The organism is Echinicola strongylocentroti, from assembly GCF_003260975.1.
GTDB lineage: Bacteria > Bacteroidota > Bacteroidia > Cytophagales > Cyclobacteriaceae > Echinicola > Echinicola strongylocentroti.
Genome location: NZ_CP030041.1, coordinates 5679934 through 5701314 on the forward strand (window position 1 = coordinate 5679934; position 21381 = coordinate 5701314).

Consider the following 21381-nt stretch of genomic DNA (forward strand, 5'->3'; position numbering starts at 1 on the left):
TAATCAAATGATAATTTATAGATTGAAAATTGCATCATTGGTTCTTGCGCTTTTTAGTTTGTCCATAGTGGCTTTTGGACAGAACAAAAAGAATGTGGCCGAAATGGACATTCAGTCGCGCATAGTGGACAACAACGGAGAACCAATTAAGAATGCGCAAATCACACTTGGTGAAGGACTATTGCAGACCTTTACCGATAGCAACGGGGAATTTTCCCTAAAGGCTCCCGCTGATGGGAAGCTATTGGTGACTGCTCCTGGTTATGAAGACGTAGTCGTCTCTCTTGGCGAAGGCAGTATCGGAGAACAGTTGATCTTATTAAAAGCCTTGGCTTATGCCTCCGAAAACGACCTTGTCCGATTACCGACTTCTATCAATACCAATCAACGCGAGCTCGTTGGCGCTATTGGGAAAGTTTCCGGAGAGGTATTGGAAAAGCAGCCTTCGCTCGTATTCCATAATGTGCTCCAAGGCAGAGTAGCGGGCCTTACTGTAAGGAATAACGCCAATGGATTGGGAAATAACCTTGCCAGCCTTTATGTGAGAGGATTGGCCAGAGAGGGAGACAATTCCGCGTTGACCATTGTAGATGGTATAGAGCGGCCGATTGAGTACCTGAATCCTGAAGAAGTGGAAAGCGTTCAGGTCTTAAAGGATGCCACCAGCAAAATCCTGTACGGTCCCCGTGCGGCAAATGGCGTGGTAATGATTACAACCAAAAGAGGCCGGGCAAACACACGTGTCATCAAAGCTTCTGCACAATATGGCGTACGGATGAACACCAGGATGCCTGAATACCTGAACAGTTACCAGTATGCCAACCTTTACAATGAGGCACGTGCAAATGATGGTTTGTCACCGTTTTATTCTGAACAGGATCTCCAAGGTTACCTCAATTCTTCCGGAGAAAATGACCTAAGGTATCCAGACGCTGACTATTTGGATTATTTTGTCCGGTCTACTTCACCATTTAGAAAGGCCAATATTGAGTATTCCGGTGGTACAGAAGATACAAGGTATGCACTGATATTGGGCTATGTGGGCTCGGAAGGTGTAGAAAAGATAGGTGAAACAGCTACTCAGGACCGTCTTAACATCAGGGGCAATTTGGATGTACAGGTTACTCCTGCCTTGCGGGCATTTATCGATGGTAACGGAATCATCGAAAGTAGAAGCTGGGGCAAGCTGCACCAGAATCAAGTGTTTGACGATATCAAAACGCATCGGCCCAATGAGTATCCCTTTGTGATCAATGACCCTAACTTTCAAGGAGAGACCACTGAGGTAGGGGTAGAGAAGATACCACCACTGGGAGGAAGCTACCTACGGCCCCAAAGTCTCTATGGTGACATGGTGTATGGAGGATTTCAGGAGTACCAGTTTTTCTATGGCCAGACCAATTTTGGGCTGGAACTGGACATGGGTGCCATTACCCCTGGCCTGTCTGGCAAAACAGTATTGACTTTTGATAGCTACCAATACCATAGTGCCAACCAGATCAATAATCCCATTCGGTATGAAAGAAGCTATGTCACAGGGCCATCTGGAGCGGACAGCATTGCTTATGTCCAGTTGAACAATAGGACAATCTCGGGCAATAGAAGTGAAAGTGGTAATAATATGAGCCGAAATATTGGTTGGATGTCAAATATCGATTACGATAGACGGTTTGACAAACATGGAGTGAAGGCAAATCTTTCTCATTTCTATTACTTCAGTGATCACACTAACAACCGTCAAAATACAGCCAATACCAATAGTTTCTTGCGTACTGCCTATAGCTATGATGATAGGTTATATGTAGAAGCTACTGGAGCTGTCATGGGAAGCAATCGTTTTGCCGAAGGCAATAGGTATAAATTCTTCCCTGCGGTGGGGGCATCATGGATCCTTTCGGAGGAATCTTTTATGAATACCACCCCTTGGGTCAATTTCATGAAGGTGAAGTCCAGCTTTGGGGTTATTGGATATGACAGGGGCACTAGTTATTACCTGTACGATACTCGATACTCCGACAACGGGAATGTTTCCTTTGGTGAAAGAAACCAAAATGGAGTTCCACGAACAGGTTTTAATAATTATGGAAATCCTGATTTGAAATGGGAGACCTCTAGGGAATTTAATATTGGCGTAGAAGGATTGATGCTAAATAACAGCCTACACGTAGAGGCCAATTACTTTAATGAACTGCGCTCCAATATCATTGTCGACAACCCTACTTCCGTATATTCTTCCTTGAGTGGTTCGCTAAACAAGCCGTTGAACTTGGGCGAAGTCGCTAATCAAGGGGTGGAGGCCAGCATAAGCTGGTTAAATAATACACAAGACCTTAGCTACCGAATCGGTGCGAATATCCTGTACGTCAAAAACAAGATCAAAAGTACCGATCAAGTGGATTACCCAGAAGAATATCTTCAGAAGACGGGTCAGTCAGTAGACGCTATATCCGGTATGGTGGACAATGGTCTCTTCCGGGAGGAGGCTGCTCTCGGGAATGCGCCTTTTCAGGCTTTCGGTCCTTATGGCGTAGGGAATATTGCCTATCAGGATCAAAACGGTGATGATATTATCGATGAGCGTGATCAACGGTTCATTGGTAATTCTTTTCCAAGAACTACCTTGGGGATCGACCTTGACATTACCTATAAAGGCTTTGGGCTTTATGTATTGGGCACCTCCGAGCTGGGAGTGGACAAGATGCTGAACAATAGCTATTACCGGAATGACGGGGAAGAGAAGTATTCAGCCTATACATTGGATCGTTTTCACCCGGTGAACAATCCCAATGGCCAAGTACCTGCCTTGACTACCTATCAGGCTACCAATGACTTTAGGAATTCGACTTTCTGGATGGAAGATGCTTCATTCTTCAGGTTGAAGAACGTTGAGTTAAGCTATAGTATTTCGAATGGAGCTTGGGTAGTGAAAAATGTAAAATTCTATGCGAGAGGAACCAACTTGTTTGTGATTTCCAAAATCAAAGACCTGGATCCCGAGGTACCTAATGCAGGAGTGGACAATTACCCTATTTTCAGGACCATTACTGGTGGTGTATCTGTTAGTTTCTAAATCCGATGACAATGAGAAATCAAAATACTACATATAAAAAGATAGCATTTTATGGCATGATGCTGTTAGGAATGACATCATGTAGCGAAGCCCTGGATCCAGTATTGGATAATACATACGGAGAGGATTTTGCCTATGGACTTCCAGAAAAGACCGAAGGCTTCTTAATGAACGCCTATGCCAATGTACCGGGGAGTTTTGTGGCCGAATATGGAGGCGACTTCTTGGATGTGGCCACGGACAATGCCACCACCAACGCTTTTGGCAGTGCATTGTATCGTGTGTCTGCTGGTGCCATCAGTCCTGCTAATAATCCAGTAGGTAACTGGAACAATGCTTACAACCAGTTTAGGAATATTCATATTTTTCTGGAAAATGGCCTTGGTGACAATGTCACCTATAACTTGTCCGATCCAGATGCAGATATGGCCAAGAGGATGAACCTGAAAGGAGATGCCTTCTACCTTCGTGCTTGGTGGGGCTTTACCCTCCTGAAGCAATATGGTGGCAAGGCAGCCAACGGGGAAGCCTTAGGCTACCCAATAGTGCTGTCATCTGAAGAATATAGTGAGACCAGTGGCCTAGAGGATATCCAGAGGAATACCTATGAGGAATGCGTGGAGCAGATAGTCAAGGATTTGGACTCTGCCTACCTTTACCTCCCCAAAACCTACACTGGAGGAGACCCTATCGTAGGTGTACAGCAATTGGGAAGAGCTGATAAACAAAACGTTCGTGCTCTTAAATCCCGAGTGGCCGTGTACGCCGCCAGTCCTGCCAACCAATCTGATGAGGTGGTTTCCATCGCAGGAATGGGAAGCTTTAATGTGCTGAATGAAGCGGCATTTGTCCAGAAATGGGTAGATGCAGCAGAATATTCCCAAGAGGCTATCGAAGAAGTAGGCAACTTCTCCAGTCTGAAAACAGGTGATTTTAACAATAATACCAGCCCCGGAGAATTTGTTTGGAGGACTTATCATAATAATAGGGACCTTGAAAACAAAAATTACCCCATATCTGAATTCGGTCAGGCAAGAACCAGTCCTTCCCAAAACCTCGTGGATGCTTATCCCATGCAGAATGGCTACCCAATAGACGATCCCAGAGCTGGATTTGACCCTGAAAATCCCTATGCAAACAGGGATCCCAGACTGGACTTGACCATTTTCTATAATGGCCAGACCTTGGATGGCCAGGCGTTGGAAATCTATGAGGGAGGTAAAGACTCCAAAGCGAGGAACCAGCAAAACACCCGTACTGGCTATTATCTGCGAAAGTGGCTTTCTGTTCAGAACGGCATGTTGGATCCGGTCAGTCCGACTAATGACCACCACAACCACGCTTTGATCCGTAAGACAGAAGTATACCTTAACTTTGCGGAGGCTTCCAATGAGGCTTTTGGCCCGACGGCCGTAGGGCCTGAGATGAGCCAGTCTGCCGTGGAGGTGATCAAGTCCATCCGCTCTGCTGCGGGCATCACCGATAATTCCTATGTGGATGAAGTCGCCGCCCAAGGAAAAGAGGCTTTCAGGGAATTTATCCAAAACGAGCGTAGATTGGAATTGGCTTTTGAAAATCACCGGTACTGGGATTTGAGAAGATGGATCATGCCACTAAACGAGACCGTTCGTGGTGTGAGGATTTTGAAAGGAGAAGAGGGTGATCTTTCATTTGAAGAGTTCACTGTAGAGGAAAGGAAATTTGACGATGTCAAATACTATTACCATCCCCTTCCTTATGATGAATTGGTCAAAAGTCCTCAAATGATCGATAATAAAGGTTGGTAAAAATTAAATAAACAATGATGAGACACAGTAAAATATATATTGGGATTTTCCTTTTACTTACAGGATTGTTTTCTTGTGAGCCATACGAGGATTATTTGGGAGACTTTGATTATTCGATTGTATATTTTGGTACCCAAAAGCCTTTGAGAACCATAGTCGCCTACGATAATATGGAGTTTAAAGTGGGTGTAGCCCTTGGTGGCAAAAGAAGCAATGAGGTCGATGAATATGCTGATTTTTCCGTCGACCCAAGCTTGTTGGATGACGACACCTTCACTGAGGGAAATGACTTTGAGCTACTTCCAGCTGATTATTATTCCCTGAGCAATGACAGCCGAATGGTCATCCCAGCGGGTAAATTTATCGGTGATGTGACCGTGACCTTGGACAGGGAGGCTTTTACCAGTGACCCTAAGGCACTTTCTACTACCTATGCATTGCCGATCAGGATTACTGGCAGTTCATTGGATTCTATATCTAGCGGCAATTATGATGAAGCTGGTAATGTGATCAACCCACCTAAAGATTATACCATATTGGTGGTAAAATACATCAGCCCCTACCATGGAACCTACTATCATAAAGGTACCCAGCAGGAGTTGGATGAAAATGGGGAGTTGATCGAGGAGACGGTGTACAATAATGATGACCTGAGCAAAAATGGCACTTGGGCTTTGTCTACTGTGGATAGAACCCAAGTGATGACTCCTGCTCTAGGAGACAATATATCTGGCTCGATGGTGCTAAACGTCAACGAAAGTAATAATGAGGTGGCGATCTCCACCACGGATGATAACATCGTTGATTTGGTAGGAACCGCAACCTATAATGCCGACGAAAGAACGTTTTATTTGGATTATTCCTTTACCCGTAATGCGAGGAATTTTACGGTTCAGGATACCCTTGTCCTGAGAAGAGCTCCTGAACTGGATCTTGGATTTGAAGAATGGTAAGAATAATGCAATAGCGTTGGTGTCAAAATAGTATAAATCTACCCTGATCATGATTGGGGTAGATTTTTTACTGATCCAGCGACCCTTGCTTTTTCTGAGATGCAGTGTTTACCGAGCTTCCGAAGCTGGTCCGGATCAGTTTTTAGGGGGCAATAACGACATCCATCTCCAAACTAACTGATTTTCTTGCACTTTCAGTCTTTACCGATATCAGTCGGGACAGGCTGCGATGATTCCTAATGCATAATCCGGGTTTAACAAAGATAAGTGCTGCTTTTACTTCTGACTCCCTAACGATAAAAAATGAAATTTCATAAGTATAGCCTTCTGGCTTGGATGACCTGTCTACTGATGGCAGCAGGCAGCGGGCTTTCTCTTGCCCAAGAGCAGGAAAAGCCCAATATCCTTTTTTTGGTGATAGAAGATACTTCACCGTACCTACTTCCCGCATATGGGAATGAGGCGATTGATACGCCCAACCTGAACTTTCTGTCTGATCACGGCGTGACATTCGACAATGTTTTTTCCAATGCACCCTACTGTTCTCCGGCGAGGTCTTCGCTGATTTCAGGCAGTTATGCCACTACTTACGCCACCGACTGGCATAGGAATAATATGATCGTCCCAATGGAGTATTTTTTTCCGCAATATCTCCGTCAGGCGGGATACTATACAGTCAATGCAGGGAAGACAGATTATAATGTCACCAAGTCTGTTCAGAAGGAAGCATATCCAGTCACTTGGGATGGGCTAAGTGGCTACAGAAGTGACGATGGAAAATCCCCTAACGCCACCTATAATGCCGTCGAAAGAGGGAGCCGGCCATTTTTTGCCCAGTTTAACAATCACACCACCCATATGAGCAGGATGACATCGGTAACTGTGGATATTCGCGAGCCACTGGAATTGGCGATGGAAGATGTCCAGTTGCCGCCTCACGTCCCTGATCTCCCCGAAACCCGGGCTGATTATGCCCTGCACCTCGAAGGTGTCCAAGATACCGATGCATGGGTAGGCGTGTTTTTGGAAGACCTTAAAAAGCGAAAACTACTCCAAAACACGATTATTTTCTTTTTCTCCGATCATGGAGGCTGCCTACCGAGAGGCAAAGCTTTTCCTTTTGAGTCTGGTATGAAGCCAGCGTTGATCGTATATGCTCCGGAAAAGTGGAAGCACCTCTTGCCCGCAAAACCGGGCAGCCGTTCAGACCAACTGGTGGAGTTTGTGGATTTTGGTCCCACATTATTGAGCGTGGCGGGATCGGATGTCCCGGATCATATGCAAGGGAAGGCTTTTATGGGAAAAGCAACAACACCACGAAAATATGCTTACGGCTTCAGGACCAATTCAGAAGATCATTTTGACCCGTCCAGGGTAGTGGCAGACGAACGATTCTATTACATAAAAAATTACACTCCCTACAAGCGCCATGGTCTCAAGCAGTCCTTTCAGTGGGGAATGCCAGCCCAGCAGGCTTGGGACAGCTACTTTTATCTTGGCCATCCAGTGGAGCCCTTTAGGGAATACTATGAACCAAAGCCGCAAGAGTACCTCTTCGACATGAAGAGGGATCCTTATGGTATTATAAACCTTGCCCAAGATCCGGCTCATGGCCAAAAGCTACAGGAGCTCCGGCGGGAAGCCGCCAGTCATGTACAGGAAACAGGTGATTTGGGTTTTTTCCCAAAGGATATCAGGGATGAATTTACCGATTCAGGTAAGTCACTTTATCAATGGGTAAAGGATTCCAACTATGACCTAAAAGGAATGCATGACCTGGTGGAGAAAGCAGCATCACCTCAGGTAGACGATATGGGGGATTTTCTAAAGGGCCTAAGTAGTGAGCGCCCAGAGTGGAGGTGGTGGGCACTATCAGGAATAGCTTACCTCGCTCAGGAAGAAAAAATATCCGAGGGGAGTGAAGAAATCATGCAGCAGTTAAGTGCCGAAAATTATCAAAGTGTCAGAGCTATAGCAGCAGAAGCCCTTGTTTACCTCAATGCCCCCAAGGGATTGGAATTGTTGGTGGAGGAGTGTAAGGAAGGAAACACGTTCGCTGCTTCTTCCCTCGAAAATATCGGTCACCGGGCACTTCCGGTGATGGATGAGATCAGGGAACTGGCCAAGACAGCTGATGCTGGAAGGGTTCGGTTTCAAGCCCGAAGCATCCTTATCAATTTTGGTATGATGGATATGGATGAGCTTTTCACAGCCAAAAGTATCCAACGTTTTATACAAGGGCATCGCCACAGGGTGAGCCACCCAATGCCGACGATTCCATAAAATCCTATAAGATATTACGACCTATGAAAGACCTAACCAACGTACTAATTGTGCTTTTTTCTATTGTGCTACTGCCGCTTCAAGCACAGGAAGTGGTAAAAGGAGAGCTCCGCATCGATACAGCTCATGGCCATGAGCTGGAATTGGGAGCCAGTGGCTTTAATGTAAGGATAGCAGATAAGGTATGGGGCTACACGCATCCGGAGTTTCGCCAAGCCGTCCACCAGCTTCAGCCTGGGTGGTTGAGGTATTTTTCGGGTACTATGGGCGACGCTTTCAGCGCTGCCACAGGACAATATAACCTTGACTATGCCATGATGATGGATCATCGGGGGCAATTCCTCAAGGGGCATCGTTTTACGCAGGTAAAAGGGCCTCATCGCATTATTGATCTATACGACCTGCTCGGAGAGGTTGGGGGAAAGTTAGTGGTGACCATTAACGGATTTACGGAGACTCCGGAAATGACCAAAGCCTTGGCGGAGTTTTGTAAGGACAATCACATCATCGTAGAAGCATGGCAGTTCTGCAATGAACCGTACTTTTATGTGCCCAATCGAAACCGCTACTGGTGGAATGACGGGTATGATTACGCCCAGAAAATGAAACCTCACGCGGATGCCATAAGAGAGGTCTTCCCAGATGCAAAAATGGCCCTTAACTTTACCTGGGATGGTATTTGGGGATTTATGAAAGAAATCAACCGTTATCAGATAGAGAACGGGGCATATTGGAATGTGTTCAGTAAGCATTCTTACGCACCTCACATCGGTGGTAAAGAGAGCTTTGACCAAGCTATGCGAAGAGCCAATTCAAAGATCATCGAAGCCACTTCTGATGAGGCCATGGAGGAAATCGAAGCTTATACTGAAGAAGACATTCCCCTGCTTATCACCGAATTTGGTGTCTGGAACAGGCCATTGAACGGGATTTTTTCGGGGATATACAATACTGAATATACCTTGCGCCAGCTGTCCCATTCCAATGCCTTTTTAATAGGATCGCATGAAGTGAGCAATAAAATCAGGCCTGCCAGTAACAAGAATCAGCTGATAGAAAATGCTTATGCCCAGCAAATCCCAATTGATACCGACACCATCATGTCGGGATTGTATCAAGATGAAGAGGGGAAGGGACTCCAGCTCCTTCACGAAGCCACCAACAATTCCAGAAAGATCAACCCCGTAATTGTAACTGGTACAAGGAAGGTGCCCGGCCTAAAAAATGATAAGGTAGAGTCCGTCTATGCGATGCATTTTGAAGGTGTCAACGGGCTTGATTATTTGGCCGTGACCAATCGGTCCGAATACGCCTATACATTTGATTTAAAGCTGGACAATGAAACGGTGAACGGTGAGTTTACCCACAAGTACATTTGGTCAAAGGTGGCAGAAAATAAAAATGTACCGATCGAAGAGCAGACATACCAGGGCAATACAGTGGCTATCAAGCCCTTTTCTGTGAACGTTATCCAGTGGCCCAATGGAAACAGCCCTTCACATGAGGCGACTAGAATTTACAGTGCCGATGTGGTGGCATCCGGTGTACGCCTGGACTGGTGGGAAAGAAAGAAGGCAAGCAACTATGAAGTGACCATCACAGACCAATCTGGTACTATCAGCCATAAAGAAGTCAATTCTAACCAAACCGTTATTACTGACCTGAAAGAGGGTGAGGAATATACCTTTGAAGTAGCGGCACTGTATAATGACGGTAAAAGCGAGCCTAGCAATCCGGTTACGGTCAACTATGCCCTTCCAGAAGCGCCGAAGATTTTTAAGTTAAGCCAAAGGGACACCACATTTACCTTGTTTTGGGAGAGTGAAAAAAATACCAATGGTTATCAAATCGAGGTGAAATCAAAGGATGGAAGCTTTATGGAGACCTATGATACCAAAAACGTTTTTGGCTATAGGGTTTCAGGTTTGCAGTATGATCAGCAGTATACCATTTCCCTTCGAGCCTATAATGGGTTGGGTACTAGTCAGTCAGCCTCGCATGAAACCATTACGCTGGAGGAAGATTTTCCGATTCCAGCTAGGAATATTTCTGCCACAGAAACCAGGAATGGCAATGTTTATTTGGAGTGGATAGCTCAGGATACACTAAACCCGGGCGTAAGGTATAATATTTACCGAGGAAAGGCTCCCCATGATTTTACGTTGTACCAAGAAGCGGTGGAAGGAACGCATTTTATAGATGAATCCTCAGAAGGCCTGGACTATTTTTACACCGTAAAGGCAGTGAACAGTGCTGGTGAAGCGTCGTTTTACCCCAATGTCGCAACGGTTATCAAAAGAGACCCTGCCTATACGTTGGAGATCAGCGAGGTGACAAGTACAGCAGAGGGGCTGCAAATTAAGGTAGCTACTGAAAATCTGGATGTAGAAAATGCAAGCAGCGTGGGAGTGAAGTTGAATGATGTTTCTTTTTTGAATTTAGAGGAAGTAGGGTTTGAGGCCCAATCGATAAAGAACGACCACTTTGAAGTAGTTATTCCTTGGACCAAATTAAATGGCAACCGGTCCTATTTTGTTAAGGCCTATGTGAAGTCAAGAAGTGGGGAAAAGCGTTCATTACCGCCATTTCATAAGATCAGAACGCCCCAATAAAAGAGGAAAAAATAGATCAAAAGGGATTTTAAAAATCTTTCAAGCGCCCATATCATGATATTGGGCGTTTTTTTGTACCTTCAAGCTCAAAAATAACCGTATAAAACCCTAAATGATTACCCTCCAAAAGTTAAAAAACCTGATCTTGGGATCAGTTGTTCTACTAGTCTTAAGTGCTTTTGAAATAGCTCCCTATTCACATATGGAGTATGGGTATATTTCAGCTGAATCTGGGCTGGACACCGATGAATGTAACTTTACCTACCAAGACAGTGAGGGGTATTTATGGATAGGAAGCAATGAAGGGCTCTACAGATATGATGGCTATGAAATCCTCAATGTGGATGACTTGGTAAAAGAGTCCAGCCTTTCTAAAGTGCGGTTTTTTGACGCGATAGAAGGCGGAAGCCAGACCATTTGGTTTGCCACTTCCAAGGGGGTGTTGAGCTATAATAAGAAAGCTCACCAATTCCGTTTTTTGCAAGCTCCGGAAGATGCCGATTTTCACTTGAACCAAGGCTTCAATAGCATTGCCATTGATAGGGATGAGAATATTTGGTTTGGCGGCCTTCAGGGATTGTACAAGCTAAACACCCAGAATGACAGCGTGTCCAAGTGCCTAGGCACTTGGGGAAATGGAGAAAAGAACCTCAGCATCAAGGACATTGAAGTTAATAATGAAGGAGATGTCTGGGTTGCCACTTGGGGACAGGGAGTGGGATGTTTTGATAAAGAAAAACAACTTTTTGACCTCTACAGGATCTTTAAAAAAGGACCTGTCAAAAGTAAGTACAACGTGTTGACTTCCATTCATTTTGATAGCAAGGACAATTTGTGGTTGGGGACTTGGGACAATGGGCTGTATGTACTGGACATCAATGATAAGAGGAACCCTATCATCCTCAATCATTTTGCAAGAGAGGCAAAGAAAAACACCATTATTGGTAATATCGTCTATGATATAGAGGAGGATGAGAATGGAGGGATGTGGATAGGGACTCCTTACGGGGTAAGTGTCCTTAAGGACTGGGCCACGAGTAGTCCACATTTTTATAATATAACTGCTTCTACCAAGAGGAATGCACTAAACAACAACGAAATCAGAGGCATTTTTAAAGACCAAACCGGTTTGATGTATCTTTCTACGCAGGGGGGAGGGGTGAACAAAGTGAAGATCACCGATCAGTTTTTTAAAACGTTTAATATTTCGCAAGTGGACTCCTTGAAAAAGAGCCAATCGGTGTACAGTTTCATTAAGGATCCACAAAATAGGCTGTTGGTAGGTGTGCAGAGTTTGGCCTTTGGCGTATATGACGTAGAAAAGCAGTTGTTTAAACATTACACTTCCATTCCTGAATACCGTCCCTTACAAAACCTTAATATCAATACAGTAAAAAGCTTTGCTTGGGACAAGAATGGAGTGCTTTGGCTAGGTACCCGTTATAGGGGATTGGTAAAGTATGACACCAACAGTCAACAATACTATAGTATCAGTAATGATTTCGATAATGATGCCTATTCCTTGAAAGAACTTGGCAAAATCGTAATTGATGATAACAACACTATTTGGCTTATCTCAGAAGGAGACCTTTATCGTGTGGACCAAGGAAAGAGCCAGCGGTTTGATGATTTTGAAGTGAAAAAGGTCCCTGTCCTTCTGAGCAATGAAGAGCATGCAGGCACACCGGTCGATTTTGAACTTGGGAAAGACGGGGTCATCTATTTGGCCATGTCCAATGGAAAAATCCTACAATCCAAGGTCGGCATATACACCCAAAACGCACATTTCCAGTTTGAGGAGCTGTACGACTATGGGAATGAGAAATTAGTCAAAGCCTTATATATTGACGACAAGAATTTGTGGATTGGGGGAGAAAATGGGCTTACCCAATTGGCCTTGGATAAGGAAGGAACAGTGGTAAGCACGTACTTGACGCAGTATAGGAAGCTAAAGATCAATTCAATTCTGAAAACAGAAGAGCATATTGTAGGGCTTTCCAATAAAGGCGTATTGATCTTGGCGCTTGATGAGAATGAAAATCCGGTTAATATCCTTTCGGAAGAGGAAGGGCTACAAGGTAATATTTTTATAGGAGGGGCTTTATACCAAGATGGCGATCAGACGTACGTGGGTGGCCATAGTGGTTTTAACATCCTGGATGTCAAAAGAATCGAAATGGACAATTCAGTGCCCAAAATAGCCTTAACCAATATCAGGAGTGCTGACAAGGAGTATTTTAGTTCCAGTGATTTTACCACAGAGCGGCCCTTTGTGGTTTCGTATGCTGATAATGCGATCACGCTTTCCTTTGCCGCTATAGACCTCAGAAACCCAGAGGGATTATACTATGCCTATAAACTGGAAGGGCTGGATAATGAGTGGGCCTATACTACTGCCAGTAACAGGACAGCTACCTACATCAACTTAGAGCCAGGAGAGTATGTATTTAAAGTGAAGGCTACCAATGCCCTCGGAAAATGGACAGGGGAGCAATCTGTATTACCTATTTTTGTCGAAACGGCCCCTTATTTGACTTGGTGGGCTTATTTATTTTATGTTGTTCTTGCTGCTGTAGTGCTCTATTGTTTTTTTATTCTCTATAAAAGACAGGCAAGGGCCAAGGAAGACTTGAGGATCCAGTCAGTGGAAAAATCAAAATCTGAAAAGCTCAACCAATTTAAGCTTCAGTTTTTTACCAATTTGAGTCATGAGTTGTTGACGCCGTTGTCTGTCCTGATGATCATCGCCCAAAAATGGCGGTTCACTGTTTCGAAAGATGCGGAGAAGGAGGTGAAGATATTAAATAGCAATGTGAATAAACTCCATGAGCATATCAAGCAAATGCTTCATTTCCGAAAGGCAGAGACTGGGAATATGACCCTAAACCTCCAAGAAATGTCCTTTGGTGACTTGGCAAGTGACCTGTTGGAAAATTATCAGGTAATGGCCAATGATAAAGAACTCTTGCTTAAAGTGGACATTCAAGGAGACTTGAACGGGAAATTCGATAGGGAAAAATTGGAAATGTGCACCAATAACCTCCTTTCCAATGCCATAAAGTACACCCCAAAAGGAGGCGAAGTGACTTTTTCGGCAACATCCCAAATGAAGGAAGAAAGAGAGTACCTCTTGGTGGTGGTCTCAGATACTGGCAGGGGAATACCGAAAGAAAACCTGGAGAATATTTTTAACCGTTTCTTTAGACTTCGCTCTGTAAACCAATTTGAGGATGGTTTGGGAATCGGACTTGCCCTCACCCAGCACCTGATTACGCTCCAAGGGGGAGAGATAGGTGTAGAAAGTACAGAAGGAAAAGGAGCCAGTTTCCGGTTTATGGTACCGGTAGATGGCGTAATGACAGGTGAAAACACGGCTATTGATAAAATCACCTTTACTGAAGAGGAAGAACTCCACTGGAAATCCTATACTGACCGTAAAAAAGCCAATCCCATTACGGATATAAAATATTCCGGCAAAACCATCCTAATAGTAGAAGATAACCCTGATTTTCTACTGTTAATGGAGACCTACCTGAGTTTATATTACAAAGTCTTGACAGCCGAAAACGGCAAGAAAGCTTTTGAACTGGCGAGCAGTAATGAAATAGACCTGATAGTTTCGGACCTGATGGTGCCGGATATGGATGGTTTTGAGCTGTGTTCCAAAATTAAATCTGATGTCAATACCAGCCATATTCCATTTATCATTGTTACGGCCAGGACAGAGGACCGTGATCGGCTCATAGGTTATGAAGTAGGCGCAGATTCATACCTTACCAAGCCCATAAATTTTGAGGTATTGATCTATCGCATGGAATCCCTACTAAAGACCAGGGAAAAAATGCATGCGGATTTTAATACGGGAGCGATTTTGGAGCCCAAAAAGCTCACCAATTCCTCTATAGATGAAACCTTTATAGTAAAGGCCAAAGAAGTGGTGGAAGAGAACATGTCAGAACCTGATTTTACGGTTAAGGTGCTGTGTGATGAGTTAGGTATGAGCAATTCCATGTTTTATAGAAAAATAAAAGGAATTTTGGACTTGACGCCAAATGAGTTTATAAAAAATATTCGCTTAAGAAGAGCTGCTCAGCTACTTGAAGGTAGGGAAATGAACATCTCCGATATAGCCTATATGACAGGTTTCAATGACCTGAGCTATTTTGGTGTATGTTTTAAAAAACAATACGGGAAATCCCCGAGCAATTATCAAAAGGAATATTCGGAAGCCTCGACTGCTGGCTGATTGGGAAAGGACTCCTAGGCGTTGGTGTGGTCCATAATGATAATGGCTCCTGTCGGATAAACTGTTTTGAGTAATTGTCTAGTGAGCCAAAAACTATAAAAGGCGCCTTTTTTTACTTTTAAATGATATTTCATATTATTTGAATGGATAGTAAGAATGCTTGGTGTACTTGTAGATTATCTTTGGTTGATTAATATTAACAGTGAACCAAGCATGAAGAATACAAGGAAAACAAAGTCTTCCGATGTTGTAATGGTACTGTCAGCCATAATGGCCCTGACAGCATGTGGACCGACAACAAGTACCGAAGCCCAAGACAGTACAAAGCCCAATATAATTTATATTTTGGCCGATGATATGGGCTATGCGGATATGGGAGCTTATGGACAGGAAAAAATAGAAACACCTAACCTGGATGCGCTAGCCGAGTCCGGAATGATGTTTATGAACCACTATACGGGAAGTACAGTATGTGCTCCTTCCCGCTCAGCACTGATGACAGGACTACATACCGGACACACTCCCATTCGTGGCAATAAGGAATACCAGCCAGAAGGGCAAGAGGCGTTGCCTGATTCTGTTTTGACGATAGGCAAGATGATGAAAAAAGCAGGGTATGTTACTGGTGCTTTTGGAAAATGGGGCTTGGGCTTCGTCGGAACTGAGGGAGACCCCAATAACCAAGGTCTGGATTATTTCTTTGGCTACAACTGCCAGCGTCAAGCCCACCGTTACTACCCCGAGTACCTTTGGGAAAATGACCAAAAGGTATTCCTTGAAGGGAATGATTGGGTCGATAAAAACACTTATGCACAGGATGTGATCCATGATAAAACATTGGCATTTATTGACAAAAACGGAGACAAGCCATTTTTTATGTACGTACCACTAGTGGCGCCCCATGCCGAGCTAGCAGCCCCTGATACCGCGGTGGTCAATAAATACCGAAGGAGATTTGGAGCAGAAAAACCTTACGAAGGAAAGCCAGGTGCCGACTATGGAGAAGATATTGTCGTAGGTATGTACCAGTCACAGGAATATCCCCGCGCCACCTATGCGGCAATGGTCGAAAGAATCGATAAGTATGTCGGAGAAATAGTAGCAAAACTAGAGGAGAAGGGACTTACAGAAAATACCGTCATCATGTTTGCCAGTGATAATGGCCCCCATCAAGAAGGAGGAAACGACCCTGACTTTTTTGATAGCAATAATGGCTATCGTGGCTATAAGAGAGACCTCTATGAAGGTGGTATAAGAACGGCTTTTGTAGTGAAGTGGCCTGGTAAGATCCAAAAGGGCAGCAAGACAGACCATGTTTCTGCATTTTGGGACATTCTTCCGACTGTGGCGGACATGGTGGATTATGAAGAATTGCCAAAAGTCGATGGCGTTTCCTTTTTGCCGACATTGTTAGGTGATGGCAACCAGCCAAAACACGACCATTTATATTGGGAGTTTGTAGAGCAAGGGGGCAAGCAGGCCGTGAGAGATGGTGATTGGAAGGCCGTGAGGTTGAAAGTCAGGAACCAACCTGATGCTCCAATAGAACTCTATGACCTTAAAAACGATCCAGGGGAAACCAACAATGTGGCAGATAAACACCCTGAGTTGGTTAAGAAGATGGCTGGTCTAATGGAAAGTAGCCATAAGAAGAACCCCGTATTTCCGCTGTACAAACATGAAGGGAAAGAAGACCAAAATCTTTTTATTGTAGACTAATTCCCACTATCAATGAAGTTAACATATGTTTTGTGTTTCCTGATGGGTATCACTATTCAGGAAACGTATGGGCAAGCATCAGCCCCCGCATGGGAAAACCAAGAGATTGTTGGGATCAACAAAGTAGCTCCACATGCCTCTTATGTTCCTTATACAGACAGGTCAAGTGCTATGGCACCTGCTTTTGACAAGTCCAGTTTGGTAAAATCACTGAATGGCACTTGGAAGTTTAGATGGGCGTCCAGTCCATCCAAAAGCCCCCAAGCATTTTATCGGTCTGATTATGATATAGCGGCTTGGGAAGAGATCAAGGTTCCGGGTAATATTGAAATGCAGGGATTTGATTTCCCTATTTACCTCAACCATCCTTATGAATTCACTAAAAACCCCAATCCACCCCATGTCCCTGATGACTGGAATCCGGTGGGATCATACAAAAGGAAGTTTGAAATCCCGGAAGAATGGAATGGAAAAAGGGTTGTGCTTCACTTTGGAGCAGTAAAATCCGCCTTTTACCTGTGGGTAAATGGGGAGGAAGTTGGTTATTCACAAGGCTCAAAAACTCCTGCAGAATGGGATATTACCAATTATCTGAAGGAAGGGGAAAATGACCTTGCTGTAAAGGTATTTAGGTTTTCGGATGGATCGTATCTCGAAGGACAGGATTTTTGGAGGTTAAGCGGCATCGAACGAGATGTGTACCTTTATACCACTCCGGTGGATTATATGGCTGACTTTTCAGTGTTAGCGGGTTTAGATGAAGGTTATGAACATGGGGAGCTTGAAGTGTCCATACTTACCGAAAATACTTCAGGAGCCGGAAAAGGAGCATATAGGGTGACGCTATTGGATGCAGAACAGCGCGAGATAGACTCATCAAGCCTCCTTGATTACGATTTTGAGGAAGCGGGTAATGAGCCCCTTAGCTATAAAGCCACCATTGACCAAGTCCATAAGTGGTCAGCTGAAATACCCTATTTGTACAGTTTGATAATTGAACAGCTGGATGCTGACGGGAAGGTAGTGCAAGTAGTCAAGCAAGATGTCGGATTTCGTGAAGTAGAGATTAAAGGCGCTCAACTGTTGGTAAACGGGAAACCGGTATTGGTAAAAGGGGTAAACCGCCATGAGCATGACCCCAAAACGGGCCATTATATCAGCAGAGAGAGAATGGAGGAAGATGTGAAGTTGATGAAGAAGTTGAATATCAATGCGGTACGTACGGCACACTACCCCAATGACGACTATTGGTATGAGCTATGTGACCGGTATGGCCTATATGTGGTGGATGAAGCCAATATCGAGTCCCATGCGATGGGAGCTGCCAAGCAGCGGGAATACGATCATGCCAATCATATTTCAAATGATCCTTCTTGGGAACGCGCGCACATGGACCGTGTCGAACGCATGTATCATAGGGATAAAAACCACCCCTCGGTGATCATTTGGTCTTTGGGAAATGAAGCGGGTGACGGTGTGAATTTTGTAAAAGCTTATGAATGGCTAAAGGGCCAAGATGCACGACCAGTGCAGTTTGAACAAGCCAATTTAAAACCACATACAGATATCTATGCTCCTATGTATATATCGATGGAGGAAATGGAAAATTACGCCATACTTCCCAATATCTACCGTCCTCTTATCCAATGTGAGTATGCCCACGCCATGGGCAATAGCTTAGGGGATTTCCAGGATTATTGGGACCTGATCGAATCATATGATGCGCTTCAAGGAGGATTTATTTGGGATTGGGTGGACCAAGCGTTCTATAAAGAAACAACAGAAGGAAGCACTTACTTTGCTTATGGAGGGGACTTTGGCCCTGATACTTTGCGAAATGACAATAACTTCTGCATCAATGGCCTAGTGGGAGCAGACCGCCAGTTAAACCCCCATGCCTTCGAGGTGAAGAAAGTGTATCAGAATTTTAAAGTAGAACCTCTAAACCTTGACCAAGGGCAGTTTTTGGTGACCAATGAGAATACCTTTAAAAACTACGACGATCGGGAGCTTCGTTGGGTACTTATGGCGAATGGCCAGCCTATCGAAGAAGGGGTCTTGCCGATTGATATAGAAGCCATGGAACGTAAGGTAGTCGAGATCCCGATTTCGAATAAAAGGGAAGAGGGCAAAGAGTATGCGATAAACCTATACCTTATCAGCAAGGTGTCGTCTGCTTGGATCCAAAAAGGTGATACCGTTGGGGAGGAGCAATTCCTGTTTCCCGTAACCCATCCCCATAATCCGGTGATGGAAGATACTGATTTTGGCAACTTTAACGCAGAAGTGTCAAGTTCACATATCGAGTTTTCCGGTGATGGTTTTCACATCATCTTTGATCGTGGGGCGGGAGAATTAAGCAGTATCCAGGTGGAGGGTAAAGAGCTCCTGATCCAAGGGCTTCAGCCTGATTTCTGGAGAGCTCCAGTGGACAATGACTTTGGTAACGGTATGGTAAAAAGAGAAGGAGCTTGGAAAGATGCCGGACAACAAAAGAAGGTCGAAAAGGTAGCCTTGGAAAAAATCAATGAGGGTACTTATAAAATAAGGGTCTATAGTATTATCCCAGAACTTGAATCCAAGTTCAATACCAGTTATACAATCAACTGGAAAGGTGAAATACAAGTAGAAAATGCCTTTTTGGTAGCACCGCATATTAAGGTTCCCGAACTACCGCGCCTTGGAATGCAGTTGAAGTTGACAAGTGATTTGGATGCCGTTGATTGGTATGGCCGGGGACCACATGAAAATTATCTTGACCGTAAGACTTCTGCCTTGGTGGGTGCTTATCATTCTAGTGTCGAGGGGCTATTTCATCCCTATGTGAGACCCCAGGAAAACGGATACCGCACAGATACCAGAGTAGTGAGATTTGCCGACAAAGAGGGGACTGGATTAGTGGTAGTGGGACACCCCCAGCTTTCGTGGGGCGCCAGTTACTATGATGAGGATTCCTTCAGTCAAAAGAAAAAAATGGATGTAAGGCATACGGTGGATATGAAAAAGCAAGATCATATCAAGGTAAACCTGGACTATAGACAGATGGGTGTAGGAGGTGATAATAGCTGGGGAGACAGGCCCCATACTCAATACAGGATTTTGCCACATGACCATTATTATGCATTTACCATAAAACTGCAAAAGGGCAAAGAACCATTTGCAGATGTATTGGAATCAATAGATATGGGGTATATTGCCAGTCCAATAGACAAGGAAATATCCAATTATTATCATAATGAGTAAGATTATAGGGAGTATTCTTATTGCTCTGGCCCTTTCAGCAAATGTGTTTAGTCAGTCCATGGAGCTGGTTGGTCCCTCGGAAAAGCCCAATGTGATTTTGATCAATGTAGATGATCTTGGCTGGAAGGACCTTGGCTTTATGGGGGCTGAGTTTTATGAAACGCCTAATTTGGATCATCTTGCAGCACATGGAGTGGTGTTTAGAGAAGCCTATGCAGGAGCAGCCAATTGTGCGCCAAGCAGAGCAAATATGCTTACAGGTAAGTATGGTATGAGCCATGGCGTATATACTGTGCACCCACCAGATAGGGGCGATCCCAAAACCCGGGTGCTCATTCCTTCCCATAATGAAAAGTTTATCCCCAGCGGAATGAAGACCCTGGGGAATCTCTTTAAGGAAAACGGCTATGCTACCGGTACGTTTGGGAAATGGCATGTTTCTGTAAATCCCCTAGAATATGGTTTTGACCATAATGTAGCGGGCGGCCCACAGGGCAATCCTGGTAGAGGAGGATACTTTAGCCCCTATAAGGTGGATCATATAACACCCCAAAAGAAAGGAGAATACCTTACCGATAGGCTGACCTTGGAAGCCATGGATTTCGTGGAGTCCCATCGGGATACACCGTTTTTTCTATACCTCCCTTTTTATACTGTGCATAGCCCATTGATGGCCAAAGAAGAAGATCTCAAACGCTTCTCATCAAAACAGGGAAAGCCAGGAAGGAACAACACCACCTATGCGGCCATGATCTATAACATGGACAAGAATGTAGGACGACTGCTTGAAAAGGTGGATGAGTTAGGGATTTCTGAAAATACCATTATCATATTCACTTCAGATAATGGAGGGATACGGGCGACCAGCCGTCAAGATCCTCTTCGCGCCGGAAAAGGAAGTTATTATGAAGGAGGGATCAGGGTTCCCATGGTCGTAAGCTGGTCGGGTACCTTGCAGGCCGCCGTAAGCAATGAGCCCGTAAGCCAAATGGATTTGTTTCCTACACTAGCCACGATCATCGGTGACGAGAAAGAGGACTGGGACCTAGAAGGCAGTGATATTACTGCCGCGTTGAAAGGGCAAAAAATGGCCGACAGGGATTTTTTCTGGCATTTTCCTATTTACCTGCAAGCTTATAAGCCATTAGAGGACCAAGCTAGGGATCCGCTTTTTAGGACCAGACCAGGATCAGTGATTCGTTCAGGCGATTGGAAGCTACATCAATATTTTGAAGATGGAGGATTGGAACTCTATCACCTTGGGGAGGACGTAGGAGAGAAGCACAATGTAGCCAGCGAACATCCGGATGTGGTAAAAGAACTTCTCGGAAAACTGGATCAATGGAGGAAACGGTACCATGCCCCTGTACCAACAGAGAAGAATCCATCGTATGATGCTGAATTTGAAAATGACCAAAAATTAATACTATTAGAATAATAATTAATACTGTTTCGAGACATAATGGGC

General features: G+C 44.4%; 9 protein-coding genes. All 9 read left to right on the forward strand.

Annotation, left to right across the window (positions count from 1 at the left end; genetic code table 11):
- The first annotated feature begins 7 nt into the window (after window positions 1–7).
- Window positions 8–3070, forward strand: coding sequence for a SusC/RagA family TonB-linked outer membrane protein (locus tag DN752_RS22525; protein WP_162633318.1), 3063 nt, complete (start codon window positions 8–10; stop codon window positions 3068–3070).
- A gap of 11 nt (window positions 3071–3081) precedes the next feature.
- On the forward strand, window positions 3082–4857 hold the full coding sequence (locus DN752_RS22530; protein WP_162633319.1) for a RagB/SusD family nutrient uptake outer membrane protein: 1776 nt from the start codon (window positions 3082–3084) through the stop codon (window positions 4855–4857).
- Window positions 4858–4871: 14 nt separating this feature from the next.
- Entirely contained in the window at window positions 4872–5810 is a 939-nt protein-coding gene (locus tag DN752_RS22535) for a BT_3987 domain-containing protein (RefSeq protein ID WP_112786069.1), read from the forward strand.
- A gap of 303 nt (window positions 5811–6113) precedes the next feature.
- Window positions 6114–8093, forward strand: coding sequence for a sulfatase-like hydrolase/transferase (locus DN752_RS22540; protein ID WP_112786070.1), 1980 nt, complete (start codon window positions 6114–6116; stop codon window positions 8091–8093).
- Window positions 8094–8116: 23 nt separating this feature from the next.
- The gene (locus DN752_RS22545; RefSeq protein ID WP_112786071.1) at window positions 8117–10705 is read left to right on the forward strand and encodes a fibronectin type III domain-containing protein; all 2589 of its coding nucleotides are present in this window, start codon (window positions 8117–8119) and stop codon (window positions 10703–10705) included.
- A 112-nt stretch (window positions 10706–10817) separates the two neighbouring features.
- Window positions 10818–14951 carry a hybrid sensor histidine kinase/response regulator transcription factor gene (locus DN752_RS22550; RefSeq protein WP_112786072.1) on the forward strand — a complete coding sequence of 1378 codons (4134 nt, stop codon included), beginning with the start codon at window positions 10818–10820 and terminating at the stop codon, window positions 14949–14951.
- 213 nt (window positions 14952–15164) lie between these two features.
- Window positions 15165–16670 carry an arylsulfatase gene (locus DN752_RS22555; protein ID WP_112786669.1) on the forward strand — a complete coding sequence of 502 codons (1506 nt, stop codon included), beginning with the start codon at window positions 15165–15167 and terminating at the stop codon, window positions 16668–16670.
- A 12-nt stretch (window positions 16671–16682) separates the two neighbouring features.
- Window positions 16683–19913 (forward strand): glycoside hydrolase family 2 TIM barrel-domain containing protein, encoded by a 3231-nt coding sequence (locus DN752_RS22560; RefSeq protein ID WP_112786073.1) that lies wholly within the window; start codon window positions 16683–16685, stop codon window positions 19911–19913.
- Window positions 19906–21351 carry a sulfatase gene (locus DN752_RS22565; protein ID WP_112786074.1) on the forward strand — a complete coding sequence of 482 codons (1446 nt, stop codon included), beginning with the start codon at window positions 19906–19908 and terminating at the stop codon, window positions 21349–21351. Before DN752_RS22560 ends, DN752_RS22565 begins: the two co-directional genes overlap by 8 nt.
- The last annotated feature ends 30 nt before the right edge of the window (window positions 21352–21381 follow it).

Excerpts from the sequence above, each read along its gene's own strand:
- DN752_RS22535 (WP_112786069.1), top strand. The coding sequence starts at position 4,872 with ATGATGAGACACAGTAAAATATATATTGGGATTTTCCTTTTACTTACA.
- DN752_RS22545 (WP_112786071.1), top strand. The coding sequence starts at position 8,117 with ATGAAAGACCTAACCAACGTACTAATTGTGCTTTTTTCTATTGTGCTA.
- DN752_RS22555 (WP_112786669.1), top strand. The coding sequence starts at position 15,165 with ATGAAGAATACAAGGAAAACAAAGTCTTCCGATGTTGTAATGGTACTG.
- DN752_RS22525 (WP_162633318.1), top strand. The coding sequence starts at position 8 with ATGATAATTTATAGATTGAAAATTGCATCATTGGTTCTTGCGCTTTTT.
- DN752_RS22540 (WP_112786070.1), top strand. The coding sequence starts at position 6,114 with ATGAAATTTCATAAGTATAGCCTTCTGGCTTGGATGACCTGTCTACTG.
- DN752_RS22550 (WP_112786072.1), top strand. The coding sequence starts at position 10,818 with ATGATTACCCTCCAAAAGTTAAAAAACCTGATCTTGGGATCAGTTGTT.
- DN752_RS22560 (WP_112786073.1), top strand. The coding sequence starts at position 16,683 with ATGAAGTTAACATATGTTTTGTGTTTCCTGATGGGTATCACTATTCAG.
- DN752_RS22530 (WP_162633319.1), top strand. The coding sequence starts at position 3,082 with ATGAGAAATCAAAATACTACATATAAAAAGATAGCATTTTATGGCATG.
- DN752_RS22565 (WP_112786074.1), top strand. The coding sequence starts at position 19,906 with ATGAGTAAGATTATAGGGAGTATTCTTATTGCTCTGGCCCTTTCAGCA.